Below are 25624 nucleotides of genomic sequence, written 5' to 3'. Positions count from 1 at the left end.
TTTTAAGTATTTCTTCATTATTCACAAATTCGACACGATAAATATATTGGGAGGGAAGGTTATGAAAAATTTAAGCATGTCAAAGAAGTTTACCGTATTGATTTCATTATTTGTTGTGACACTCGTCATAATTTCAATGTTAAGCCATGTGTTGATCGGAAGAATGGCTGATGCTGGAGAAAAGATATACGAAGAGAGATTGATTCCGATTCGTGCTATTGGACAGTTGAGAACCGATAATCGTGCAATCGACAGTCACTTGTTAGAACTAATGTTGACGACCGAAAGTGCTCGAAATGAAGAGTTACAAAAAAATATTGAAGAGCGTCGGGAGAGTATGGTTACCGATCTCGAAGTATTTAATGATTCGATTTCGACAGAAGATCCTGAATTAATGAGTCGAATCGAAAAGTTGAATGAGGAGACGAACGCATATTTGGAAAGCATAGACGTCGTATTGCAACCTGCATTGCGAAATGAAAATGAATCTGCTTACCGACAATATGGAACAGAACTACGACCAATTCGACTTGCGCTTGTTGAGACAGCGAAAGAAGTTATGGATCAGTTGAATGTGGATGCGGAAACGGCCAGTGATACGATGCGGTCTGATCGAGAGCGTGCTGTGTTTATCTTTTGGGGTCTTGTCATTTTGGGAGCTGCGCTTTCAATTGGATTAGGCGTCTACATCACGCGCCTTGTGGTTGGTCCGGTGAAAGAATTGAACGTATTGATGAGTCGTGCCGGTGAAGGGGATTTGACAGTCAATAGCACATACACATCACGCGATGAAATCGGGGCGCTCGCACAGTCATTCAATCAGATGAAAGAAAGTTTACGAGAGTTGATTGGTGGAGTGACTTCGACTGCTGGGCGTGTGGCGACTTCATCGGACGATTTGAAAAATAACGTAGAAGAAACGACAAAAGCGACAGAGATGGTAGCTGTGACGATGGAAGAAATCGCTTCGGGTTCACTCCATCAGTTGAAACGGGTCAAGTCTTCAAATGGTACCCTTTCAGAATTGACGAATGGCATTCACCAAGTCTCTGATCGTGCTCGACAGATGACTGTATTATCGGAAGGGGCATTGGACAAAGTACAATCAGGGAATGAGCTAATCGAAACGCTTGAACATCAGCTTGAAGCGATGAATGAAAAAGTGAAGACGTTGCAACAAGTCATTGAGCAGCTTAATACTCGTTCTCAAGAGATTGGTACAATCAGTGGGACCATTTCAGGAATTGCAGAGCAAACGAACTTACTTGCATTAAATGCAGCAATCGAGGCAGCGCGCGCAGGAGATCAGGGACGTGGGTTTGCAGTCGTTGCTGCAGAAGTACGAAAACTTGCGGAAGAATCAGCCGATGCGACCAAACAAATTTCCTCTCTAATTCATCATACACAGACAGAAACAAAGCATGCCGTAGAGACGATGCATATCGTAGAAGGTGATATGGGACAGAGTGTGACGAACGTGCGGCAGACAGGTGTTGCGTTTGATGAAATTAAAGTGGCCATTGAAGAAGTCGGGCAACAAATAGAAGAAGTGTCCAGTGCTGTACAAGAAATGGCGGCGGGAGCGACAGAAGTGTTGAACTCTGTGAATGAGATTCAAGGAATTACTGAATCGACTGCCACAGAAACAGAGAACACATCAGCAGCTACTGAAGAACAGATGGCATCAATGGAAGAAATTACGGCAGCCGCTCAAGAATTATCGAATATGGCGGATGAGATGCGAGAGATGACGAATCGATTTACTGTGTAAATGAAAAGAGTCCGAAAATTAGTCGGACTCTTTTTTATTATTTCGTTGTCCTTCGTAGTGCTGAATCCATTCCTCGACAGTCATCTTCTCGACGAGTTCTCCGACCAAGTCAAACGGGATTCGCTTCACGTTATTGAAACGGATACAGCTTTTCCCCATATCAAGTTTCGTCGGGACACGACTCGCATACTCCCGTTCGAACCAAGCGAGTAATTCAGGGTCGGCGTAAATGCCCATGTGATACAGTCCGACATGGCGCTTTTGCGCGATTACACTGATAAACGGTAGTGGCGTCCCCGGTGTGACATGATACCCGGACGGATATCGATCGAGTGGAACGACGTAATGGACACCATGTCCGTCCGTCGTTTTTTCAAATCCGCCAGGTAAATGATCATCGATGACCTCGAGCAGATGAATAAATGAATCGAGCCGTGCCTCGTCGACGAGTGCCGTCACATCCATCATGATTCGCCTCCTCGTAAGATCTTCTCCATTTTCTTTCCTTTTGCCAACTCATCGATGAGTTTGTCCAAATAACGGATCTCACGCATGAGTGGTTCTTCAACGTTCTCGACACGAACCCCACAGACGACACCTTTGATGAGGGCGCGGTCTTCATTCAGACGAGGTGCTGAAGCGAAAAACGTATCAAAATCGACTTGATTGGCTATCTGACGTTCGAGTCCGGTCTCATCGTAACCGGTCAACCATTCGATGATGGTGTCGACTTCTTCCTTCGTCCGTCCTTTGCGTTCGGCTTTGGCGACGTAGAGTGGATAAACGCTCGCGAAACTCGTGGTATAGATTCGGTGACCCATCTTTCATTCATCTCCTTCTTAGCGAAAATTCTTACTTCCATTCTCTCACAAATTACGATACGCTTATATAAAGTATTTTGTTGCATTTGCAACAAAAAAGCAGAGGTGTCTCATGATGCATGACCATTTACGAGAGATCGGGATGATTGCGCGTGCCCTCGATTCAATCAGCAACATTGAATTCAAGGCACTCGGTTTAGAAAAAGGGAAGTACTTGTACATCGTTAGGATTTTTGAACACCCAGGTATCATTCAAGAACGGCTAGCAGAGTTGATTAAGGTAGACAGGACGACCGCCGCACGTGCCATCAAGAAACTGGAGCAAGAAGGATGGATTGAGAGGCGACCAGATCTTGATAATCAGAAAATCAGACGTTTATACGTGACGGAGAAAGGAGAGGTATTGTACCCGCTCATCATTCGCGAACACGAATATTCTACATCGGTCGCATTATCAGGATTCGACGAGAAAGAAAGTGAGGAGTTGTTACGCCTTTTGAAAAAAGTACGACGTAATGTTGAAACAGATTGGACCGAAGTGAAGAAAGGCAAGTATCGAGAATACTGAGAGGAGCGAGAACATGATTGAAATCTCAAAAGTGACAGACGTAGAAGCCTTACGTCACATTAGCATCCAGACATTTACGGAGACGTTCGCACGTCACAACACAGAAGAACATTTGAACGCTTACTTAGAAAAAGCGTATGCGCCTGAGCAGTTGCAGCATGAGTTGGCACATCCCGATTCTTATTTTTATTTTGCACATGTAAAAGGTGAGTTGGCAGGCTATTTGAAAGTGAACGTACGCGATGCTCAATCTGAACCGATGGGCGAAGATGCGATTGAAATCGAACGAATCTACGTATTAGAAGCGTTTCAAGGTCAAGGGGTGGGGAAAGCGTTATTTACTCAAGCAACCGAATTGACGAAGGAACTACACAAACGAAAGATGTGGCTCGGCGTATGGGAACACAATGAAAGAGCGATTCAATTTTATCGACGAAACGGGTTCGGACAAACGGGTGTCCACACATTCTTTATGGGAGAGGATGCACAAAACGACCTCATTTTCATGAGGCCGTTCACGGACTAAAGCCATTCTGACAAGTTGTTCAAGTTCGGATAGATGGCATCTGGTTCTATATCAAATGCTTCAAATGGTAAGTCATTCCGATTGATCCAGACCGCATGGAAGCCAAAGTTTTTCGCCCCGGCGATGTCCCATCCGTTCGACGATAAGAAGAGCACCTCGTCACGACGAAGACCAGACGTTTTGAACCAATTCATGTAGGCGGCAGGCGTCGGTTTAGGTTGTTTGATGCCGTCGACGCTGACAACCTCATCAAAATAATCGGTGAGACCGGCGTTGTGAAGCAATGCCTTAAGCATCTCGTCCGTCCCGTTTGAGAGAATGACGGTCTTCACGTCATGCATCTCTTTTAGGACCGATTCGATCTCCTTATACGGGGTGAGGTGCGCATACGATGCAGTCAGACGTTGTTCGATTTCCTTTGTGAATGGTGCGTCATGCACGGCTAATGCGTAACGGAGTGCGTCCCGGGTCACTGTATCGAAATCTTCATAGCGTCCCATCATGTGCCGCCAAAAGAAATACTCAAGTTGTTTCGTCCGCCACACTTGGCTGATGGCTGCTCCCTTTTCAGGGAACTCTTGTTCACAGGCATCCTTCACCGAATGGACGTCGAATAAGGTGCCGTATACGTCAAAGACGATGGCTTTAATCGTTGGTTTCATAAATAACATCCCTCCTTCTGTGTCGTTATACCCGTCTTGTTCAGAATATAATAGGAGAAAGGGGGTTCGACATGTATATTCCAAAACAATATTCCGTCACAGAACGAGCAGAGATTTATACATTTCTTCATGCCAATCCGTTCGGCACGATTGTGACGCATGACGGGGATAAGCCGATTGCGACGCACGTCCCGTTACGATTCGATGAGGCGAACGGTCAACTGACGACCCATGTCGCAAAAGCGAATCCGCAGTGGCGAACAATTGAAGATCAAACCGTTCTTGTCATCTTTCAAGGACCAAGTGCTTACGTGTCAGCGTCATGGTATGGCCATGAGGACGTCTCGACATGGAACTATCAAGCCATACACGTGTATGGACGTGCGACGATTCTCAATGAAAACGAGTTGGTTGAGGAACTAGCCGGATTACTTCACGAGCATGAAGGCGAACGTGAGCATGCGGTGCGTTGGGATGCATTATCCGAACCGGTGAAGCGACAAATGAACGGCGTCGTCGGGTTTCGGATCGACATCACCGATATGCAGGCGACGTTCAAGTTAAGCCAAAACCGAAACGACGTGGACCATGAACGGATCGTATCGGAGCTTGAAAAACAAGATGAACCGATCGCGGACGTCATGCGACAACATCGAAAGTCCTGATAAACCTGTCCTAAAACGACAGGTTTTTTCATTTTTCTATATCGAATAGCAGTTGACACGAAGGAATAGCAAGTCTATACTCATAACTGATAATGATTATCAGTATCGAGAAAATAGAGAAGTTGAAAAAGGAGAAGAAACACGTGAACAAGACAATGAAGAAGTGGTTACATATGTTTATTTTTGCTTCAGCGTTTGCACTCATCTTAGCCGGCTGTGGTTCGGAAGAAGCTGAGAACGCTTCCACGAACGAAGGGACGGAAGAGTCAGCAGAAGGATATCCAATCACAATCGAGCATGCGTTCGGTGAGACTGTCATCGAAGAAAAACCAGAGCGTGTCGCAACGATTTCGTGGGGAAACCATGACGTCGCACTTGCACTCGATGTCGTACCGGTCGGATTCTCAGCTGCGAACTACGGTGTCCAAGATGATAGCGGGATGCTCCCATGGACAGCAGAGAAGTTGACAGCGCTTGGCGAAGAGAACCCGAACATCTATCAAGACACGGACGGATTAGACTTTGAAGCAATCGCAGATTCAAATCCAGATGTCATCTTGGCCGCCTACTCAGGCATCACGCAAGAAGACTATGACACGCTTAGCCAAATCGCACCGGTCGTGGCATATCAAGAAACACCTTGGGTCACGTCATGGCAAGACATGGTTCGTTATGACTCACTCGCAATGGGACTTGGTGAAGAAGGCGAACAGTTAATCAAAGACACGGAGCAGTTGATTACTGACAAAGCGACAGCCGTTCCTGAGATTGCTGGAAAGAAAGCCGCTTTCGTCTCGATGAGCGCAGAAGATCTTTCAAAATTCTATATCTATACAACAGGTGATCCTCGTGGTGCCTTCATCGAAGAACTCGGCATGGAGTACCCACAAAACATTGTCGACGAAGCTGAAAAAGCAAATAGCTTCTATCTCGAGCTCAGCAAAGAGAACGCCGACATTTTGAACGACGTCGACATCTTCGTCACATACGGAAATGAAGACACGTTGAAGGCGCTTCAAGCAGACCCGCTCTACAGTAAAGTACCAGCCATCGAACGCGGATCGGTCGTATTGATTGAAGACAATACGCCACTCGCAGCGGCTGGGACACCGACGCCACTCTCGATTGAATATACGATTGATGAGTACGTTTCACGCGTATCGGATGCCCTTGCGAAAGTAAAATGATGCAAAATCAGGTGAAACAGATGCATACCCCGAAGTACTTCCCGCTCCTGTTAGTTGGGACGCTCGTACTGACGGTGCTATGCATCGTGGCATCCCTTGCCTTCGGCTCTCGAACAGTCGGGTGGAATGAACTGCTGGACGGTTTATTCCGTCCGGCTGTTCAGTCGTATGAGGCAGACATTGTCCGGGAGCGGGTCGTCCGGACAATTTTCAGTTTTATGTGTGGCGCAGCACTCGGTGTGGCGGGTGCACTCATGCAGTCGGTGACGCGTAACCCAATCGCTGACCCGAGTATTCTTGGGGTCAACACGGGAGCAGCGCTCGCCGTCGTCATCGGTATCGCATTCTTCAACATCGCGACGGCGAGTGCGTTCATCTGGTTTGCGCTCGTCGGGGCGCTATTGACGGCCATTTTCGTTTTCGGCATCGGTTCACTCGGAAGGGGAGGGGCGACCCCGCTCAAACTCGTCTTGGCGGGAGCGGCGACAAGTGCAGCATTATCGTCGCTCGTCATGGCTCTTATGATTCCACGCTCAAACGTCATGGACCAGTTCCGCTTTTGGCAAGTAGGGAGTGTCGGTGCGGGAAATCTGGATTCGATTTATACATTTTTACCGTTTCTTCTAATCGGTCTCGTGATTGCGGTAGTGACCGCACCTTCCTTGAACGCACTTGCGCTCGGGGAGGAGATGGCGAAGAGTCTTGGTGTTCGGACGGGGACATTGAAGTTGACCGCCTCGTTCGCAGGCGTGATTCTGTGTGGGGCTGCGACTGCACTCGCTGGACCGATTGGGTTTATCGGACTTCTCGCCCCACATTTGATTCGACTCGTGCTCGGTCCTGACCAACGCTACCTCATGCCGATGTCTGCCTTAGCAGGTGCCATCATCTTGACCTTCTCGGATGTCATGGGACGTTTGCTTGGAAGTCCGGGTGAACTTGAGGTCGGGATTGTGACGGCGTTCATCGGGGCACCGATCTTGATTCTATTGACAATGAAAGTGAAAGTAAGAGGACTATGATGCAACCAGCGATTGAACAAATCAGACAAGGTCGCATGAAGCGACGCCGTCGCTATGTCGGGATGACGCTTCTTTTGACCATCATAGCGGTAGCATTGAGCGGGTTGATGCTCATGTTGGGCAATACGATTTATCCGGTTCAGGATGTCATCCGCGTCTTGCTCGGGGAAGACGTAAAAGGGGCGACGTTCGCCGTTGAAGTATTGCGTCTACCACGTATGCTCGCTGGTGTCTTTGCCGGTGCAGCATTTGGTGCCGCGGGAACGATTTTCCAAACGATGCTTCGAAATCCGCTTGCCAATCCAAATGTCATTGGGATCACAACGGGGTCCAGTGCGGCGGCTGTCTTCTGTATCGTCGTCCTACAATCGAGTGAAGCGATAATCTCGATCGCTTCGATTATCGGTGGGCTCGTCACCGTGCTGGTCATCTATTTTCTATCCAAAGGGGCGGCTTTCTCCATCGGTCGTTTGGTGTTAGTTGGAATTGGGATTCAAGCGATGCTAACAGCCGTCATCAATTATCTATTGCTCATCAGCCGACAAAACGATGTCGCGATGGCGATGCGGTGGTTGACAGGAAGTTTAAATGGGGCGAAACTTGAGGAGTTGCCACCTTTAATCATCACGGTACTCATCTGTTTACCGATTGTACTGTTACTTACCCGTCAGCTTGAAATGCTCGAGCTCGGAGAAATGGCGGCGACAGGGCTTGGCATCAACACGAACCAGACCAGACTTCTACTCATTGTGGCGGCAGTATTCATGCTCGCCCTTGCAACAGCGACAACGGGACCGATTGCGTTTATTGCCTTCTTAGCAGGGCCGATTGCCAAACGGCTCGTCGGAACGAGCCACGCGGGAATCTTGCCGGCAGCGCTTGTCGGAATCATTTTAGTACTAGCGGCCGACCTTGTCGGACAATTCGCCTTCACGGCACGCTATCCGGTCGGTGTCATCACCGGCATCATCGGCGCGCCTTATCTCTTATACTTGTTGATCCGGATGAACCAGAAAGGGGACTTCTAAATGGCATCCATTATGAAAGTGGAACATCTCACCTCAGGATACGAGGACAAGATGATTTTAAACGATATCAGCCTTGAAATTCCGAGCAATCAAATTAGCATCATCATCGGTGCGAACGGTTGCGGGAAGTCGACACTTCTGAAGACGATGGCACGCCTCATCAAACCGACTGCCGGTCAAGTGACGCTTTACGATAAGCCGATTTCGAAAATGGCACCGAAAAAGCTAGCGCGTGTCCTCGGGATGTTGCCACAGTCCCCGGTCGTACCGGAAGGGATCACGGTCGCCGATCTTGTCGGTCGTGGTCGTTACCCGCATCAATCGTTCTTAAAGGGCTGGACGAAAGCCGATTACGAAGCTGTCGCCGAGGCGATGGAGATGATGAACATCACGGAGTTCGCGGATCGTCCCATTGACGAGTTGTCAGGCGGGCAGCGCCAACGCGTCTGGATTGCGATGGCACTGGCTCAACAGACGGACGTGCTCTTTTTAGACGAGCCGACGACGTATCTTGATATCACGTATCAGGTCGAGATTCTCGATTTGTTGACGGACTTGAATCGAAAGTACGGGACGACAATTGTCATGGTGTTGCACGATATCAACTTATCGGCACGTTATGCGGACTACATTTTCGCGCTCGACAAAGGGAAGTTGATCGCCGAAGGGAAGCCATCGAACGTCATCACGTGTGATTTGATCCATCGTGTCTTCAACCTCCGCTGTTCGGTCATGTGTGACCCGGTATCCGGTTCACCTTCCGTTATTCCGATTGGGCGTCATCACGTGCAGACTGAAACGGAAGAGGCGGCTGTCGCGCAGCTTGAATTGGTGTGACCACGTATAGAGAGTCAAGAAGGGGCGAGCGCTCCTTCTTTTTTTGTTTATCCATGAAAGCGTTTGTAAAAAGTCATTGACTTCTCTTTGAGGCGGGTGTATGCTATAAATCCTGCCCAAAATGAGAGGCACGGGGACTGGCATCAGTTCATTCGATATTCGAGAGGAATGACTTAAGATGAACCAACAACAATTAGTCGAGCGCGCACGCCAATTGAAAGACAATGCGTATTCACCATATTCGAAGTTCCGCGTCGGTGCGGCACTTCTCATGAAAGACGGTACGGTCATCGACGGCGTCAACGTCGAGAACGTCTCGTTCGGAGCAACGAACTGTGCGGAGCGTACGGCCATCTTCACAGCGGTCGCTCAAGGATACAAAAAAGGTGACTTCGAAGCGGTTGCCGTGTCTGGGGACACGGAAGACTTCTTGCCACCATGTAGCATCTGCCGCCAAGTCATGGTCGAGTTCGGCGATCCTGACTTCAAAGTACTCCTCACGAACGGCAACGCCGATGTGAAAGAAGTGACGCTTGGAGAACTTGTCCCGCTCGCGTTCACTGATTTGGATATGTGATGTTGAACCCCCTCAGATTCCTGAGGGGTTTTCTTATCCAAAAAAGCGAAAAAATAATCGCGGAATGGCTTGAACAACATAAAGGAGCAGTTCTGAAAAATCGAGGGCTGCAATCCCATACGACCATCCTTCTTCCTCGCGGGAAGTGACTACTTTTCCACGCATAGGTCGCAATCGACCTTTCCATTGAATCGGGAGGGCGGTCGCGCTGTCCACATCCGGGTGATTCATGACACGCATATGCAAGCGTGGCTCAGGCGTAATTCCGGAGCGCCCACAGCGCCCAATCAACTGTTTGGTTTTGACCGTATCTCCCACATTCACGGCAATGGAACCATTCTCAAGATGGGCGAGAAGGCAATATTCATCGTTCGCATGTTGAATGATGACGTGATTACCGAATGGATGATCAGCATCTAGTTCGTCTGACAACCCATCCACGACTTGATGAATCGTCCCGTGTAATGGAGCAATCACTCGTTCCCCAAACGCATACGAGCCGTCCATCCCGATTTTTCTACGATTGTAAGGTTGTTGCTCTTGTGTTTTCAAAAAGTCATAACCATCACGCTTTTTTCGGGTTGGATCATGATGATAAGTTCCGAGGGTTGTCCCTTCGGAGACGACGAACCACTCTTCTTTGAATGGGAGATGGTATTTGTTTTTCGTGAAAGGATTAGTCTCCTTTGAAGAGGATGTGACAGTCATCTGAATGGATGCGATCTCATTCGCGTGATTGAATTGGACGTACAATAACTTTTCTTTTCGAGAATCCGACCATAATACATACCGATTCCCGTTCAACACCATTTCATTGAGCAGGCGATAGCGCCGAATGCCGTGATGGAAAGCGGACGCCTGCCGATGAAAGGCATCCATGGAATACTGAGATTTGAATGAGTCGCTCGTCTGATGATAAATGTCATCGAACTGACCCGATTTGAATAGTTGGATGAACTGTTTGTACGCGTGACGCATATCTATACCGCCTTTGTTGAGTGTTGGTTATTATACGGACGAAAATTTATAAATGTTTCGTGATCATCACCAAAAATTACATATATCGCTGCATCAAGCGTTCCGCATGCTCCTTCATCATCTCCCGCAATGCGCTTGGCGCTTTGACCTCCACTTCCGCTCCGGCTTTCAATAGCTGCCTCGATAAAAATGACAGCTCTTCTTTCGGAACTTCCCACTCATTCAATTCATCGATATCGGGTAATACATCTTCAAGCAAACGGCGACCGAGTGGGGTGAGGTCGAGTCGAACGGTCACACCGTTTCGTTCATCACTTGTCTGCAATACGCTCATCAAATCCTCGGACTCAAACGGTTCCTCAAGCACGTGGACCGCCTCGATGCGATCAATCCGATATTGCCGAAGCCCCAGTTCGGAGAGCCCGAAAACGTACCACTTCAAATCAAGGAGTGCCATACCGACTGGTGCAACGGTGAACGTGCGTTGCCCGTTCATCGTCCGATAGGTCATCTTCATCTTGTTTCGACGTTCGACCGCCTGATAGATTTCTTTCGTGAACGGCGCTTTGGGAATTTGTTTGTTCCCGAGCCACAGGATGTTTCGCTCCAATCGGCTAATCTTCTCTGCGAGGTCGTGCGGCAACTCGTTCACATACCAGTCGGACAATGTACTTCGTATATCCCCAAATGGCACGTCAGGGATGTGTTCCATCCATTTGAGCGTGAGATAGAGCGCAACGGCTTCTTGTTCCCGGAGATGGAGCGGGGGCAATAAACGATTCGGCAACATCTCATATCCTCCGCCGATTCCAGGTACGCTCCAAATCGGATAACCGAGCTCTTCGAGCGATAGCATGTCCCGTTGAATCGTCCGGATGGAGGCGCCTGTCTCCTGAGCCAGTTCTTCAGCCGTGAAGCGTCGTCCATGATTGAGTAGCCGAATCAATTGTAAATGTCTTTTTCTCATTCGAATCATTCCCGTCATCTTTTGTCGTGTTTATTGATTAAACTGAATGTATCACGAATCAAGGAGGAAAACAGGATGCCGAATGTAGTGTTATATATTGCGATGAGTTTAGACGGAAAGATTGCTCGGTCAAACGACCAACTCGATTGGTTATTCGCTGTCGAGGGGGATGGGGACAACGGCTATGCTGAATTTTTCAAGACCGTTGGTGCTGTCATCATGGGACGGAAGACGTATGAGGAAGTGTTGAAGTTAGAAGAGGGAATGTATCCATACAAAGACATCCCGAACTACATTTTGACACGTCAGGCTAACCGTGAGGCCGAGCATGTCACATTCACGGACGAACCAATCAAAGAACTCATCAATCGGTTAAAGCAAGAAGTTGATCAAGATATTTGGCTCATCGGTGGTGGGGAAGTCATCAAAGCCGCGATGGAGCATGACTTGATTGATCGTTATGAGATTGCGATTGCGCCGGTCGTGTTAGGAGAGGGAATCCCTCTTTTCCCAGAAGGTACTAAAGAGACGAAACTTCGACTGACGAGTCACCACGCCTCCGGTCAATTTGTGATGGTGACATATGAACGATAAGTGAGCATCGAGTCCACATGTGGACTCGATTTTTTTATAATAAGGAAAAATATTCATTTTGTAGAATTTTTTACACCTTAGCATGTTAGTTGATGATGGAAATTGGATATATGTAGAGAGTGGAAGTGACATGACAAATGTGAAGGGGACCAACTAATGTTCATGAGTCTAATCGCCAATTCGTGTATTTCTTTTACTGGCATCTATTTCATCTCGAAGATCATGAACTATCATACGAGACATGTGCACATCCAAAAATTCATCATCGGTGTGCTCTCGGGATGTTTCGGGATTTTTCTAATCACGCAAAGTATTGAATTTGAGAATGCGGTAAAAATTGATTTTCGTTTTCTCGTCCTCCTTTTACTCGGGTTTTATCGTTTGGTCTCTCCGTTGTTTATCGCAGCTACAATCATGTCGATTCACCGATTCAGCTACGGTATCGACTTTTACTCGATTGTGGCATGTGTCGCCCTCTTTACGATGGTGATCGGGACGATCCTGACATATCGAATCGTCTGGCTACAGAAGCGGCTTTTCCAATTCGGTCTTACGTTGAACGTGTGGACATGTTTAGTTGCAGCAATGGGGATTCTTGTCGGAGGCGGTTTTACGGAACGTGCTCTCGATGTCGCGTTGTTGGTTACAATGATCAGTTTCCCAATCGGATTGTTGATCACCATGCTGAATATTGATCTATATCTCATCCATCACCGTGTGAGAGAGTATAAAGTTTCAGCGGAAACCGACCATTTGACGGGTCTGGCAAACCGTCGAGCATGGGAGATGCAGATGAAAAAGTTCAAAGGACAATATACGACATGTAATGTATTGATTTTAGATATTGACCACTTCAAACAAATCAACGATCAATATGGTCATGCGAACGGCGACGAGGTATTGAAACAATTTGCAGAACTCTTGCACCGAGAAACAAGGAATCAAGACATTAAAGCACGGATCGGTGGAGAAGAATTTGGTATTTTGATTCCAATGCTTTCTCAGAGCGAGGTGGTCAACGTAGCGGAGCGGATTAGACACAGCATATCGAAACATGAGTTCAAGCTACTCGATCAACAAAAAATTCAGTTATCCGTTTCGATTGGGATTGCGAACGGAAAGAGCGAGAATCTACGTGAGATGATTCGTCTGGCAGATGATTGTTTATATCAGGCGAAAAATAGTGGTAGAAATCGTACACATGTGACGGAAACTATAGTTGGATAAACAAAGCGTGTCGGTCATCCCGATACGCTTTTGGATTGTATAAAAACTGCAGACCATTAAGATGATCTGCAGTCATGGGGTCGCTCGTTCGCTTAAATGCGGTTCCCACACATCGGAAAAGTTGTGAACCGGGTGGGCACCTTCTAAGGTCCGGAATTCATAATCTCGTTCTTTCGCATAACGGATGATTGTATCAAGTGCTTTCGGTGTCATCGAGTGATCGTGCGCCAAAATGATGGAAGCAATATTCGCCGTACGATTCGCTTCGAGGAGGTCGAATACGCGTTGTTCGACGCGTGCATTGTCTTTCTTATATACATGGTCGAGACTGCCGACGTTCCAATCCCATATTTCAAAACCGGCATCGGTCATCGCCTGCCAGTGTGCGGGTGTCATGCCGGCGTCGCTCCCGTAAATCGTCCGGGCCATGTTCGTATGAATGCCTGTCACTTCATAGATAAGTGCTTGTACTTCCTGCATCTGACGTACGGCCGTCAACGGTGTTTCATAAAATTCATCCCGTTCGTGCCGCATCCCGTGTAAGGCAATCAGGTGACCTTCCGCAATCATGCGATGAAGCAGATGCTCATTTCCTTCGATATTCTTCCCGAGGATGAAGAAGGTTGCCTTCACTTGATGTTTCTTCAAGACATCGAGTAGCTTTCCCGTTTTCCAGTTCGGTCCATCATCGAGCGTCAAATAGATAAGACTCGGGTCGTTATAGGCCTTCGGATCCGGGATCGCAGCCTGAGACAAAGACCCAATCAATAGAAAGATCGACATGAGTAAAAGAACGCGTTTCATCATTCAATTCAAAACTCCCTCAAATCAAAACCAAGTGACATGTGATACATACTTTACCATATGTCCGAGACATCGAGACGATAAATTTGTTCGTCAAGTTCTGTCGCGAAAAAGGTGAATTTCAATTTCTTCAATAGCGCGATCGATGCCGTGTTCGTCCCATGCACACCGGCTTTGAACTCTTTCGCTCCTTGACCAGTCAAGTGACGAATCAATCCCGACATCACTTCAAATGCATAGCCTTGACGCGCTCGCGTCGGTACGATGGTGTAGCCAATCCAATAGGTCGTACCTTCTTGCTGAATATAGACATCACCAATCAATTCATCCGTCGCTTTGTCAATGATAGCGAGTTGCGTGCCTTGAAGAAACGATTGTTCACCGAGTAGGACGTTTTCATATTCCTCACGGGTGAGCCCTTTGAATGATTGATGTTTCATCCAGTCCAAGTCATTTCGATAGACCATAAACGATTTGATGTCTCTTGTTTCGAACGGTCGAATGAGGCAACGGGTTGTCGTAATCATGGTTGTCATACCATTCAAACCAACTTCTTTTCTTTTTTGAAAAGACCAATCAATAGTAACGCCAGACCACTCAAGAAAATGATAGGGAAAATAAACCACATGATCAATCCGGCCCATCCGTTCTGTACACTGATTGCGTACGAGAGTCCGATGGAAAACGCTAAGGCTGGTGATATAGGAATCATAAGAGCGATTCCCCATATTCTAAATTTTGTGTTTCGTGCTTCGCCTGTACTGAACCAATACGCCACGAATGCACCTAAACCTGCGATGAGATACCCGATTGCAATCGCCATTCCATCAATCCCTTCTTCGATACGATGATTGTTTGACCTCGTCCTTACTTTCCATGTATATCACGAAAAATCCTGTCATAAATCAAAAAGACCGAGCCCTTCAGGGACTCGGTTTGTCATTATACGTGCTTCCGCTGAAACGCAGAAATCGCTTCATATTCCTCAGATAGGTGACGTGACAGGCGGATGTAGATCGGCAAAAGTTCGCGATACACATTCGTCGCTTCCATGTCCGGTATATGCTCATGGGTCACTTGTGGTACCTCTTGGAACTCCTCGATGTCCCCGAAGGCGTACTCCCCGAGCATGACAGCCCCGAGACATGAACTCTCGTGACTCTCTGGCACGACGACCGGCGTATCGAAGATGTCTGCCATCATCTGACGCCACAAGCTCGATTGGGCAAAACCACCTGTCGCATGGATGAGGTTCGGGGCGCCCGTCAACTCATCGAGTGCGAGCATGACCGTATAGAGGTTAAAGATGACACCTTCCAACACAGCGCGGATGAAATGTTCGCGCTTATGGTGAATGCTGAGCCCGAAAAATGAACCGCGAGCGTTCGAATCCCAAAGTGGAGCCCGTTCACCCATCAAATACGGATGGAACAAGAGTCCGTCCGCACCTGGTTTGACCGTCTCGGCGATTCGCGTCAACACATCGTACGCGTCAATCCCGAGTCGTTTCGCCGTCTCGACCTCGCTTGCTGCGAACTCGTCACGGAGCCAGCGGAGAATGATGCCGCCGTTATTGACTGGTCCACCGATTACCCAATGCTTGTCCGTCAGCGCGTAACAGAAGATGCGACCTTTTGGATCTTCGACCGGTTCCGAGACGACTGTCCGGATGGCGCCACTTGTCCCGATTGTCACGGCGACGACGCCTTGTTCGAAGGCACCGACCCCGAGGTTCGAGAGCACGCCGTCGCTCGCCCCGATGACGAGCGGGAAGTCCCAGCCGAGCGTCTCGGTCACGTCTGGTGTCACATGTAAAATTTCTGTTGTCGGCACGAGTTCAGATAAACGATCTGGTGTCACACCGGCAACCGTCAGTGCTTCCGCATCCCAATCTCGTTGTTTCAAATTGAACAACCCCGTCGCCGAGGCGATGGAGTGGTCGACGACGAAGCGTCCCGTCAACCGATAGAAGACATACTCTTTGATGGAGACGAACTTGGCCGTCTGTTCAAAGACGTCAGGGTGTTCCGTTTTCAACCAGCGCAATTTCGACAGCGGCGCCATCGGGTGGACCGGGGTACCGGTGCGCATATGGAGGGCGCTCGCATCAAAGTCGCGTTTGATTTCTTGCGTAAACGGGTTCGCCCGACTGTCGGCCCAAGTGATGCTGTTCGTGAGCGGACGTCCTGACGCATCAAGTGCGATCAAGCTATGCATCGCCGAACTGAACGATGCGAAGCGAATCGGACCGTCCGCTTTGGCGCGGACCGCCGAGACGGCTTCGAGCACGGCCCCGTAGATGACGACCGGGTCTTGCTCGGCCGTCTCCGTATCGGGCGTGAGAAGCGGATACAACACGTTATGTACCGCCAATTGTTGATGACCGTTGAACAGGACGGCTTTCGTACTCGTCGTCCCGATATCGACCCCAATCGTAAACACACAATCACTTCCTAACTTAGATGATAAACAGGCTAATCAAGAACACGACGGCAAAGCCGGTGAGTCCGATAATCGTTTCCATGATCGTCCATGACTTGAGCGTGTCTTTCACGTCAAGACCGAAGTAACGGTTGACGAGCCAGAAACCTGAATCGTTGACGTGTGAGAGGACGGTCGCCCCTGAGGCGATGGCGATGACAATCAAACCGAGTGCCGCGCCTGTGATGTTTTGGATTTCAAGTAGCGGTGTGATGAGTCCGGCTGCCGTGACCATCGAGACCGTTGCCGACCCTTGGGCGACACGGACGACCGTCGCGATCAAGAAGGCGAGGACGATTGCCGGAAGTGGTGAGCCGGCCATCATTTCACCGAGGACGTCACCGACACCTGAGTCGATGAGGACTTGCTTGAACACTCCACCGGCTCCTGTGACGAGGATGATAATCCCGGCTGGCTCGAGTGCTTTCGTTGCGATCTCTTGTACTTCGTCACGTGAATACCCACGGCGTGTCCCGAGGAAGACGAATGTGAGGAGCGTCGCGATCGTCAAAGCGACAAACGGGTGTCCGAGGAACGTCAAGAAATCACGGACGGCGTTACCTTCATCCAAGAGAACCGCCGAGAGCGTGTTCGCCAAAATCAACACGAGCGGAATCAAGATGAGTGACAAGATCATTTTGAAGCTCGGCAGTTCTTTCGATGTGTCGATTTCTTCAAACTCCATGTAATCCGGAATCGTCACATGAATCTTCTTAGCAATATACTTCCCAAAAACAGGACCGGCTAAAATCATGGCTGGAATCCCGGCGAGGACACCGAACAAGATGACCCAACCAAGGTCAGCGCCAATCAAGTTGGCGACAGCGATCGGACCAGGTGTCGGTGGGATGAAGCTGTGTGTGACCGCGAGACCCGCAAGGAGTGGTATACCGTAGTAGAGAAGCGAGCGTCCCGTCTTTTTGGCGAGACCGTATACGATTGGAACGAGAATGATAAAACCGACATCGAAGAAGACCGGGACGGCGACGATGAATCCGGTAATCCCGAGCGCCCATTGTGCCTTGTCTTCACCGAACTTGCTGACGAGTGTTTGGGCAAGACGTTCCGCGCCACCCGATACTTCAAGCATCTTCCCGAACATCGCGCCAAGACCGACGACGACGGCGACGAAGCCGAGCGTTCCGCCCATCCCGTTTTGGATGGAGGCAATGACATCCCCGAGTGGCATGCCGGCTGCGACCCCGACGATTAAACTGACAAGTAATAACGAAACGAATGCGTGAAGCTTTGTTCGAATGACTAAAAATAAGAGCAAGAAGATCCCGGCTAAGGCGATCAAAATAAGTGTTGAGCCAGACATTGAATATTCCCCCTAAATTCCGAATATGTAACCGTTTACAGTTTTTGACAAAGGAAAAGGCCATATCCCCGTGACCTTTTCCACAGATGTTACTTCTTGACGACCGCGTGACCACCGAACTCGTTGCGGAGTGCAGCGACGACTTTACCTGAGAACGTATCGTCTTCGAGAGAGCGATAGCGCATCATGAGCGAAAGGGCGATGACCGGTGCCGCGGCTTGCAGGTCGAGCGCCGTTTCAATCGTCCATTTGCCTTCACCGGATGAATGCATGACCCCACGAATTTCATCGAGCTTCGCATCTTTCTTGAAGGCGTTCTCTGTGAGCTCCATGAGCCAAGAACGGACGACCGAGCCGTGGTTCCAGACGCGTGCGACTTGTTCGTAGTCGTAATCGAACGGGCTCTTTTCGAGAATATCGAATCCTTCCGCAATCGCCTGCATCATCCCGTACTCGATGCCGTTATGGATCATCTTCAAGAAGTGACCGCTGCCGGCAGGACCCGTGTACAAGTAGCCATTCTCGACAGATAGATCTTTGAAGATTGGTTCAATCGTTGGCCACGCCTCCGCGTCACCCCCGACCATCGTACAGGCACCGTTTCGGGCCCCGTCCGTGCCTCCGCTCGTCCCGCAATCGAAGAATTTGATCTCTTTCTCGGCGAACTGTTCGGCGCGTGCGACCGAGAGTTTGTAGTTCGAGTTCCCGCCGTCGATGACGATGTCGCCTGGCTCGAGTCGCTCATACAATTCGACGAGCACCGCTTCCGTGACGTCTCCGGCCGGGACCATCGCCCAGATGATACGTGGTGTCGACAACTTGCTCACGACATCTTCGAGTGTCGGCACAATCGTAAAGGTGTCCGATGTGACGTCCCCGACGTCCGTCCCGATGACTGTGTGTCCGTGGTCGCTCAAGTTGAGTGCCAAGTTGTAACCCATTTTCCCTAAACCAATCAAACCAATTTCCATATTGTCACCCCTGAAAAAGAATTTTTTTCCGTCTCTGTATTCATCATATCAAAATAAATTCGATTTACAAGTGTGATTGCGGAATTTTTTTCGGAAGATACAAAAAGCATCCCGACTAAATGCGTAGACGGGACGAAGGTAAGACATTTTTTTTGGATACAGGAACGAACAATCGATTTTTGAGATTTAATAAAATTTCTAAAATGCGATACAAGTATTGATGAGTAATAAGAAGATTGCAATTACCTCGCAATCTTTGAGTGGAAAATCTTGACGCTGTGAAGTAATCTCACGACGAAATAATTTTGTCTTTCAAACTGTCAAATAGCTTCACATACAGTCCCATCCCGATGATTGCTGACAGTAAAATGAGTGTGAACACGACTAGAGGGGAGAGGAATCCCGAGGCGAACACTGTCACTGGCGCGAGGAACTTACCGATTGTATTTTGGAGCGTATCGGCCGCAAGGTATTGTCCACGTGACTCAATCGGTGCGTAGCGACTAACAAAACTCTGGCTGACAGGGGAACGAATCAGCTCCCCAAACGTGAATATGGTCGTGACAATGATCAAGTACCAGACATTTGACGAGAAGGCGACGAGAAATGTCCCGAAACCGCTGAGAAACGTTGACAACACTAGGATACGTCCTTCATCCCATAACCGGAACGAACGTGTGACAGGAATGATGAAGATGACGAACAGGAAACCATTATAAGCGACTAGCCACCCGAATAATACTGTATTTGAAACATCGATTATGGTCTCGGATTGTTCAATCAAATAGACAGGTAGATATACGTCTAGCTGCATGATTGGGATTAATGCAAACACGCCAGCAATCAAATAGAGGCGGAACAGTGGATCATTCAAAATTGTCGCATACGACCGCCCTTGGATACGGAATGTTGTTGCAACCTTCTTCGCAGTCGAGACCGGTCGTGTTTCACTAGTTAGTACTGCGAGCATCCCTCCATAAATAAACAAGATGAGGGCGCAACCGAGAAGAAGCTCCTGACGATACTCGAAGAAGAGGGCCGCGCCAAAAATCGGACCGAGAACGGCGCCGATATTGTTCGATGCCGTGAACGTCGCAAACACGTTCCGTAAATGTTCGGTCGGTACGAGATCGGCGACCATCGCCGAGCTAGCCGGTTTATAGGCGGCACCCATGAAACCGATGCCGATATAGGTGATGTAATCGACATAGGCGTTCGTTGATAAAGCGAATACGAAAAATAAAATGCCTTGCGAGAATGTCCCGACAAGCATGACGGGGCGACGACCAATCTCGTCTGCAAGTGAACCGCCAATCAAACTGCCGACTAGCAGGAACAGCGGAGGCACGGTCATGAGTAGTCCGGCCAGTTTGACACCGAGCGTTTGGGCGAAATAAACGGTGATGAATGGGAAGTACATCCAAAACAAGAGGTTGAACAAGCCTTCACCGAACAAGCGTACTTTTAGGTTGAGATCCCAGTAATATGATTCCACGGATATGCTCCTTTCAAGAGTCTCTTTTTACTGTAGATGTTCGAGGTGAGGAAAAATAGACTTATGTTGTGAGATTTGCTATACTAAGAATGAAAAAAGCGAATATATAGGTGCTTATTTGCGTTGTACTATAAAACGAACGTATGTTTGTAAAATGACCTCCGATGGTTACATCGGGGGTCATTTTTATTGCTTTATTTTCGTCAATTTGGAACTTTTGGCGAATAAATTCTCGATTGGTCGTTATTTTTAAACATTAATCTTCCAAGTATTGAGATGTGTCGGGTAACTCTTTCGCATTCTTCGGTATGGCTCAGAAATTGTTCGTGTCATCAATCAATAGAAATGATACGTTCAGAGTGACGGAAGAGTCAGCAGTCGCAAAAATCCTCTAAAAAAAGACCCCCATGACGGGGGCCGATTGCATCAACTTGAGGATGCTTTCTTATATTGTTGGAAGAAAACTTCAATCTCTTCGGCCGGCAAAGGACGATTGTAGAAATATCCTTGTGCCTGATTACATGATTCGGCTTTCAGAAAAGCGACTTGGTTCTCTGTTTCGACCCCTTCCGCGATGACGTTCAAATCGAGTTCGTGCGCCATCCGGATGATTGTTTTGACAAGAGCTGCATCTTTCTCGTCGCTCTCGATATTTTTCGTGAAGTGCTGGTCAATCTTGAGCGTATCGATTGGGAACAGTTTCAAATAACTAAGGGAGGAATACCCGGTTCCGAAATCGTCGATGGAAAGATGGACACCGAGGGCGACGAGTTCATGCATCGTTTCGATGGCGCGATCCGCACTTTGGATGACACTCTCGGTCAACTCAAGCTCTAAATATTGTGCCGCAAGACCGGATGCGGCGAGTGCCCGATTGACGACCTCCGGTAAATCTTTTTGTGCAAACTGAACGGCCGAGATGTTGACGGCGACTCGGAACGGGGGAATCCCCGCATCTTGCCACGCCTTGTTTTGACGACACGCCTCATTTAAAACAAACTCGCCGAGACGATGGATGCTCCCTGTTTCCTCAGCAATCGGAATAAACTCACCAGGTGAAATCATCCCGAGATCCGGGTGTTGCCAACGGACGAGCGCTTCCATACCGATGATGGTTTCCGTCTCCAACTGAATTTGCGGTTGATAATGTACAGAGAACTCGCCACGACCGATGCCTTTACGGAGCGCCATTGATAAGTTCGAGCGGCGGGACACTGATTCGTTCAATTCGTTCGTGAAGAATTGATAGCCGTTTTTGCCGTCCGCCTTCGCCCGGTACATGGCGATATCGGCATTCTTAATCAATTCCTCGGCCGTATCGCCATCGGACGGATGGAGACTGATTCCAATCGAGGCACCCGTGAACACTTCTTCATTCTCGAGTTCAAACGGAGGATGGAGGACGTTGATGAGTTCCTGTGCGTGATGGGCTGCCAAGTTACTTTTCGTATCAGGCGATAAGATGATGAACTCATCCCCACCGAGTCGGGCGAGCGTGTCCGTCTTTTTAATGGTCGACTCGATCCGATTGGTTACTTGTTTCAAGAACTGGTCGCCAATCGAATGGCCGAAGCGGTCGTTGATGACTTTGAAATTGTCCAAGTCGATATAGTATAGCGCGAACGGCTCTTGCTGGGATTGACCGAGAAGAGCATCGAGTCGGTCACTGAACAGGCGGCGGTTCGGGAGTCCCGTGAGTGGATCCAAATACACGAGATCATTGATTTGCGCCTCAATCCGTTTCCGTTCGCTGATGTCACGGATGATACTACTGAAGAAGATTCCTTTCTCTGTCTTCCACGTGCCGAGAGACATTTCAATTGGTACTTCGACGCCGTCCTTTCTTAGTCCGATGAGTTCCACCGTTTGACCGATGACGCGTTTTTCACCCGTTGCTTCGTAGCGACGCATTCCACGTTCATGCGCCTCGCGGAAACGTTCTGGAATAATGGCGACAATCGATTGTCCGACCATCTCGTCAGTCGTGTAACCGAACAAGTCAGTCGCTCCTTGGTTCCACTGTAGAATGACACGAGTGTGGTCAGCGACGATGATGGCATCCGAGGCGGATTCGATGATGGATTCGAATTTCAACTCGAGTTCTTCCGACTGTGCCTCCAGTTGCGAAGCCGTCCGGAGCGAGATGTACATCAAAATGAAAAGTGTCATGACGCTTGCGGCGATGACGTAGGCGAGGAGCGTACTATCGACCGAGTATCCACTGACCGGTTGCGTTCCCCCGCTCATCTCTGTGAAACGAGCCGCGCCCATCCCGACGTAATGCATGCCGGAAACGGCGACCCCGATTAATACAGAACTGGCAAGGCGACGCCAATGGAATCGGGAGACGTTTGGGATATAGAAAAGGATATACAGGCCAACGAGCGAAGCCGCAAAGGCGACGATGGCAGAAGCGACCCACATGACCGGGTCATAGGTAAGAATCGCATTCATCTGCATCGCTTCCATCCCGATATAGTGCATCGAAACAACTCCGACACTAATCAAGAAGGCACCAAAGACGAGTTGAATTGGTCTTGTCTCAGGGTGACTGATGATCCAGAAAGCAAGTCCGGAAGCGACGACGGCCGGCACGATGGATAATAGTACGATGCCGAGATGGTACGTCACATCATCGTGCAAGTGAAACGCCAGCATACCGATGAAGTGCATGGCCCAAATGCCGAGACCGAGGCTGAAGGCGCCAGCTACGACCCACCTGAGTCGCGAGGCGTGCTTCGCATATTTCAAACGACTGCTAATATCGAGAGCGACACCGGCAGCGAAGATGGCGACAGCGATGGAAAGAATGACGAGTGGTAAGTTATATGAGCTACTCAGGTGATGTTCGATGAGAAACAGTCCTTTCGATTTCAAATGGTACAAAGAGTGAAGCAGTTAAAAAGTGCTTTATTAGAGTAGCACACTCGGGAATCACGCTTCTTGCCTACTTTTGTAAGGTGGGTCAATCATTTGCATGAATCACACATTGCGGAATTTTTTTCGAAACGGTATCGTTAGATTGAAGAAGAGAAAGGGTGATTCTTGATGGAAACGATGAACGGGACGGCCCGCATTCGTGGTGCCTATTCGACACTGAGTAAAAAAGAACAACGCATTGCCGACTACATTTTAAAGCAACCAGAACAAATCATTCATCATACCATCAATCAGGTGGCAGATGACCTCGATGTCGCGGAATCCACTGTATTCCGTTTTTGTCAGCGTGTCGGATTTAAAGGCTATCAGGCGTTAAAAATTGCACTCGCCTCAGATGTCGTCGCGCCACTTCAAGATATTCATGAAGATATTACCGAGACGGATACGGCACTCGAAATCGCAGAGAAAATTTTTTCGACGAACGGGAAGACGATTGAATCGACCCGTCAGATTTTAGATGGTGCCTCTCTTGAGAAAACGGTGGAGTTGTTTCTTGGGGCGCGCCGCATCGAATTTTTCGGGAGCGGCGGGTCGGCCGTCGTCGCACTCGATGCGTACCATAAGTTTGTGCGGAGCGGTCTTCAGGTGAGCGCGATGCTCGAGTCGCATATGCAGCTCATGTCAGCCTCACAGCTGACGGCAGAAGACGTCGCCGTCGTCATCTCGCATTCCGGTGCTTCGAAAGAGACGCTCGATATCGCGAAACTGTTAAAAGAGAAAGGTGTCCCGACAATCGCCATCACGAACTATGCGAAGTCACCTCTTTCGAAGATTGCGGACGTGTCTCTGTTTACGGTGTCTCAAGAAACGGCATTTCGCTCAGAGGCACTCGCTTCCCGCATTGCGGAACTCAGTCTGATTGACGCCTTGTTTACAGCCGTCATGATTCGGCGAGGGGACGCGGCCCGGGCATCGCTTCAACAGATGCGCGAGGCGATTGCCAATCGACGTGTATAACTTCAAAAATCTCCCCTCTCTTAGAGAAGGGAGATTTTTTTATTTATTAACGATTGACGGTCTCACCACGGCGGGCGGCACTTGATCCGGCAATTCCAGCGATTGATGTCAAGATGAGCGCGACAAAGCTCCAAATCGAAGCTTTCGAAGCCGCTTCGGTTTCCAATAACTCTGTATTTTGTGCGACTGCGTCCGCAATCGCTTCCTCGTCGACGGATTGCTTGATCGTTTCCACGCGCTCTGTCAATTGATCGCTCAAATCGGTTGTAATTTGGTCATTTTTTTGCATGGTCAAATTTTTTACAGGTTAAGATGTTTCAAGTTCAGATGAGCGGGAATCACTACGACTACCGATTGGTATTGCGATTCTGAATCAAGGGTTCGCAACATGAATGATGTGAATGAAAAAGGAGATTGTTGAGATGAATGGATTAAATCGAGCCCTCTTGGTCTTAACGGGCATCGTCGGGTTGCTAAGTGTAGGTATTCTATTGCTTGGCGTCTACGATGTCCCACAACTCACCCAATATACAGATCAATGGCAAACACAAGACTGGTATATCTATACGATTTTAACGATTGGGATATTCCTGGCTGTGATCTTCCTCATCATGCTGATGACGGGACTGATTGCAAGGCCGAAACCAAAGCGTTACACGATTCAGACCGGTGAAGGTCGAATCACTGTCTCAAAAGAGACGATTGAAAAATCGGTATACGAGTCATTGAAACAATTTCAAGGACTGCGTACACCGAACGTAAGCGTCGACATCGACTCAAAGCGAGAACGTGTCCGCGTCTTCATCGACTGCGCCGTGTTCAATCGCGAAAGGTTACCGACTCTCGGTAAAGACATTCAGACACATGTGAAAGAGCGGATTGAATCGTTGATGGAAGTGCCGGTAGCAGATGTGACATTGAATATCCACGATACGAAGCTCAAGACGTCTGAGCGCGTCATATAAGGAGGTGCTGTGATGGCTACGAAAACCCAACTAAAACCTTATCGCTTCCGACTCGTCGGGGCATTGATCGGTCTCATCATCGCGGTACTGTTCCTGACGCTCGGATTTGGGCCGACACTTCTCATTGTGACGCTCACATTGATTGGTTTTCTAATCGGGAAATGGCGTGACGGTGCACTGCGTATCGAGGAATGGATCACATTCTTCACACGAGATTGACCCTCGTGGCCAATCGGTAAAACAGACTCATACACAAAAAA

28 protein-coding genes are annotated in these 25624 nt (G+C 48.7%); 14 read left to right on the top strand and 14 right to left on the bottom strand.

Annotated elements, in window-relative coordinates:
- Positions 1-61 precede the first annotated feature (61 nt).
- A complete protein-coding gene (locus ACFO4U_RS08715) occupies positions 62-1771 on the top strand; it encodes a methyl-accepting chemotaxis protein (protein WP_215243638.1) in 1710 nt (569 codons plus the stop codon).
- A gap of 18 nt (positions 1772-1789) precedes the next feature.
- Here ACFO4U_RS08715 and ACFO4U_RS08710 read toward each other — a convergent pair whose 3' ends face one another.
- Together ACFO4U_RS08710 and ACFO4U_RS08705 are read right to left on the bottom strand one after the other, a co-directional pair.
- Positions 1790-2239 (bottom strand): DUF1801 domain-containing protein, encoded by a 450-nt coding sequence (locus ACFO4U_RS08710; protein WP_159562934.1) that lies wholly within the window; start codon positions 2237-2239, stop codon positions 1790-1792.
- Positions 2236-2592: a DUF2200 domain-containing protein gene (locus ACFO4U_RS08705; RefSeq protein ID WP_012727286.1), complete on the bottom strand. Its 357-nt coding sequence runs from the start codon at positions 2590-2592 to the stop codon at positions 2236-2238. Before ACFO4U_RS08705 ends, ACFO4U_RS08710 begins: the two co-directional genes overlap by 4 nt.
- 115 nt (positions 2593-2707) lie before the next feature.
- Here ACFO4U_RS08705 and ACFO4U_RS08700 point away from each other — a divergent pair, with 115 nt between their 5' ends.
- Positions 2708-3160, top strand: coding sequence for a MarR family winged helix-turn-helix transcriptional regulator (locus tag ACFO4U_RS08700; protein ID WP_159562933.1), 453 nt, complete (start codon positions 2708-2710; stop codon positions 3158-3160).
- A gap of 13 nt (positions 3161-3173) precedes the next feature.
- Positions 3174-3686 carry a GNAT family N-acetyltransferase gene (locus ACFO4U_RS08695; RefSeq protein WP_074035808.1) on the top strand — a complete coding sequence of 171 codons (513 nt, stop codon included), beginning with the start codon at positions 3174-3176 and terminating at the stop codon, positions 3684-3686.
- On the opposite strand, the gene ACFO4U_RS08690 is transcribed toward ACFO4U_RS08695, so the two are convergent.
- Positions 3683-4348 carry a haloacid dehalogenase type II gene (locus tag ACFO4U_RS08690; RefSeq protein ID WP_074035810.1) on the bottom strand — a complete coding sequence of 222 codons (666 nt, stop codon included), beginning with the start codon at positions 4346-4348 and terminating at the stop codon, positions 3683-3685. The genes ACFO4U_RS08695 and ACFO4U_RS08690 overlap by 4 nt on opposite strands.
- Before the next feature lie 71 nt (positions 4349-4419).
- Between ACFO4U_RS08690 and ACFO4U_RS08685 the strand changes: the two genes are divergently transcribed.
- The 6 genes from ACFO4U_RS08685 to ACFO4U_RS08660 all read left to right on the top strand — a co-directional run bounded on the left by ACFO4U_RS08685 (position 4420) and on the right by ACFO4U_RS08660 (position 9664).
- Complete coding sequence (locus ACFO4U_RS08685) at positions 4420-5013, top strand: FMN-binding negative transcriptional regulator (RefSeq protein ID WP_214690455.1); 594 nt, start codon at positions 4420-4422, stop codon at positions 5011-5013.
- Between the two features lie 155 nt (positions 5014-5168).
- Positions 5169-6200, top strand: coding sequence for an iron-siderophore ABC transporter substrate-binding protein (locus ACFO4U_RS08680; protein ID WP_168169901.1), 1032 nt, complete (start codon positions 5169-5171; stop codon positions 6198-6200).
- 20 nt (positions 6201-6220) lie between these two features.
- On the top strand, positions 6221-7222 hold the full coding sequence (locus tag ACFO4U_RS08675) for a FecCD family ABC transporter permease (protein WP_370568609.1): 1002 nt from the start codon (positions 6221-6223) through the stop codon (positions 7220-7222).
- Positions 7219-8250, top strand: a complete 1032-nt coding sequence (locus ACFO4U_RS08670; protein ID WP_214690456.1) for a FecCD family ABC transporter permease — start codon at positions 7219-7221, stop codon at positions 8248-8250. The genes ACFO4U_RS08675 and ACFO4U_RS08670 overlap by 4 nt, the downstream gene beginning before the upstream one ends.
- A complete protein-coding gene (locus ACFO4U_RS08665; RefSeq protein ID WP_196431233.1) occupies positions 8251-9087 on the top strand; it encodes an ABC transporter ATP-binding protein in 837 nt (278 codons plus the stop codon). It abuts the gene before it with no gap.
- Between the two features lie 178 nt (positions 9088-9265).
- Complete coding sequence (locus ACFO4U_RS08660; protein WP_074035820.1) at positions 9266-9664, top strand: cytidine deaminase; 399 nt, start codon at positions 9266-9268, stop codon at positions 9662-9664.
- 33 nt (positions 9665-9697) lie between these two features.
- Here the strand turns inward: ACFO4U_RS08660 and ACFO4U_RS08655 are convergent, their stop codons facing one another.
- Together ACFO4U_RS08655 and ACFO4U_RS08650 are read right to left on the bottom strand one after the other, a co-directional pair.
- Positions 9698-10642, bottom strand: a complete 945-nt coding sequence (locus ACFO4U_RS08655) for a peptidoglycan DD-metalloendopeptidase family protein (protein WP_214690457.1) — start codon at positions 10640-10642, stop codon at positions 9698-9700.
- A gap of 76 nt (positions 10643-10718) precedes the next feature.
- Positions 10719-11609: a helix-turn-helix transcriptional regulator gene (locus ACFO4U_RS08650; RefSeq protein ID WP_214690458.1), complete on the bottom strand. Its 891-nt coding sequence runs from the start codon at positions 11607-11609 to the stop codon at positions 10719-10721.
- Positions 11610-11684: 75 nt separating this feature from the next.
- Between ACFO4U_RS08650 and ACFO4U_RS08645 the strand changes: the two genes are divergently transcribed.
- Together ACFO4U_RS08645 and ACFO4U_RS08640 are read left to right on the top strand one after the other, a co-directional pair.
- On the top strand, positions 11685-12203 hold the full coding sequence (locus tag ACFO4U_RS08645; RefSeq protein ID WP_159562924.1) for a dihydrofolate reductase family protein: 519 nt from the start codon (positions 11685-11687) through the stop codon (positions 12201-12203).
- A 156-nt stretch (positions 12204-12359) separates the two neighbouring features.
- Positions 12360-13430, top strand: a complete 1071-nt coding sequence (locus tag ACFO4U_RS08640; RefSeq protein WP_196431229.1) for a GGDEF domain-containing protein — start codon at positions 12360-12362, stop codon at positions 13428-13430.
- Between the two features lie 72 nt (positions 13431-13502).
- Here ACFO4U_RS08640 and ACFO4U_RS08635 read toward each other — a convergent pair whose 3' ends face one another.
- The 8 genes from ACFO4U_RS08635 to ACFO4U_RS08600 form a co-directional block, all read right to left on the bottom strand.
- Positions 13503-14237 carry a polysaccharide deacetylase family protein gene (locus ACFO4U_RS08635; protein WP_211782289.1) on the bottom strand — a complete coding sequence of 245 codons (735 nt, stop codon included), beginning with the start codon at positions 14235-14237 and terminating at the stop codon, positions 13503-13505.
- 50 nt (positions 14238-14287) lie between these two features.
- On the bottom strand, positions 14288-14761 hold the full coding sequence (locus ACFO4U_RS08630) for a GNAT family N-acetyltransferase (protein WP_251125264.1): 474 nt from the start codon (positions 14759-14761) through the stop codon (positions 14288-14290).
- 14 nt (positions 14762-14775) lie between these two features.
- Positions 14776-15057: a hypothetical protein gene (locus ACFO4U_RS08625; protein ID WP_196431226.1), complete on the bottom strand. Its 282-nt coding sequence runs from the start codon at positions 15055-15057 to the stop codon at positions 14776-14778.
- 119 nt (positions 15058-15176) lie between these two features.
- Positions 15177-16676, bottom strand: coding sequence for a gluconokinase (gntK, locus tag ACFO4U_RS08620; protein ID WP_215243639.1), 1500 nt, complete (start codon positions 16674-16676; stop codon positions 15177-15179).
- A gap of 16 nt (positions 16677-16692) precedes the next feature.
- Positions 16693-18036 carry a GntT/GntP/DsdX family permease gene (locus ACFO4U_RS08615; RefSeq protein WP_074036021.1) on the bottom strand — a complete coding sequence of 448 codons (1344 nt, stop codon included), beginning with the start codon at positions 18034-18036 and terminating at the stop codon, positions 16693-16695.
- Positions 18037-18125: 89 nt separating this feature from the next.
- Complete coding sequence (gene gnd / locus ACFO4U_RS08610; protein ID WP_215243640.1) at positions 18126-19007, bottom strand: phosphogluconate dehydrogenase (NAD(+)-dependent, decarboxylating); 882 nt, start codon at positions 19005-19007, stop codon at positions 18126-18128.
- Positions 19008-19296: 289 nt separating this feature from the next.
- Complete coding sequence (locus tag ACFO4U_RS08605) at positions 19297-20502, bottom strand: MFS transporter (RefSeq protein WP_215243641.1); 1206 nt, start codon at positions 20500-20502, stop codon at positions 19297-19299.
- Between the two features lie 426 nt (positions 20503-20928).
- The gene (locus ACFO4U_RS08600; RefSeq protein ID WP_215243642.1) at positions 20929-23388 is read right to left on the bottom strand and encodes a bifunctional diguanylate cyclase/phosphodiesterase; all 2460 of its coding nucleotides are present in this window, start codon (positions 23386-23388) and stop codon (positions 20929-20931) included.
- A 162-nt stretch (positions 23389-23550) separates the two neighbouring features.
- On the opposite strand from ACFO4U_RS08600, the gene ACFO4U_RS08595 reads away from it, so the two are divergent.
- Positions 23551-24399 carry a MurR/RpiR family transcriptional regulator gene (locus ACFO4U_RS08595; RefSeq protein ID WP_214690463.1) on the top strand — a complete coding sequence of 283 codons (849 nt, stop codon included), beginning with the start codon at positions 23551-23553 and terminating at the stop codon, positions 24397-24399.
- Positions 24400-24445: 46 nt separating this feature from the next.
- Here ACFO4U_RS08595 and ACFO4U_RS08590 read toward each other — a convergent pair whose 3' ends face one another.
- Positions 24446-24688, bottom strand: a complete 243-nt coding sequence (locus ACFO4U_RS08590) for a hypothetical protein (protein ID WP_214690464.1) — start codon at positions 24686-24688, stop codon at positions 24446-24448.
- Positions 24689-24821: 133 nt separating this feature from the next.
- Here ACFO4U_RS08590 and amaP point away from each other — a divergent pair, with 133 nt between their 5' ends.
- Complete coding sequence (gene amaP, locus ACFO4U_RS08585) at positions 24822-25364, top strand: alkaline shock response membrane anchor protein AmaP (RefSeq protein WP_215243643.1); 543 nt, start codon at positions 24822-24824, stop codon at positions 25362-25364.
- Positions 25365-25376: 12 nt separating this feature from the next.
- A complete protein-coding gene (locus ACFO4U_RS08580) occupies positions 25377-25583 on the top strand; it encodes a DUF2273 domain-containing protein (RefSeq protein WP_074035841.1) in 207 nt (68 codons plus the stop codon).
- Positions 25584-25624: the final 41 nt, after the last annotated feature.

The sequence above is a fragment of the Exiguobacterium profundum genome, from assembly GCF_042652865.1.
Classification (GTDB): Bacteria; Bacillota; Bacilli; order Exiguobacteriales; family Exiguobacteriaceae; genus Exiguobacterium; species Exiguobacterium profundum.
Note: the sequence above shows the minus strand (reverse complement) of the source record. Positions and strands in the feature narration are given on the sequence as shown.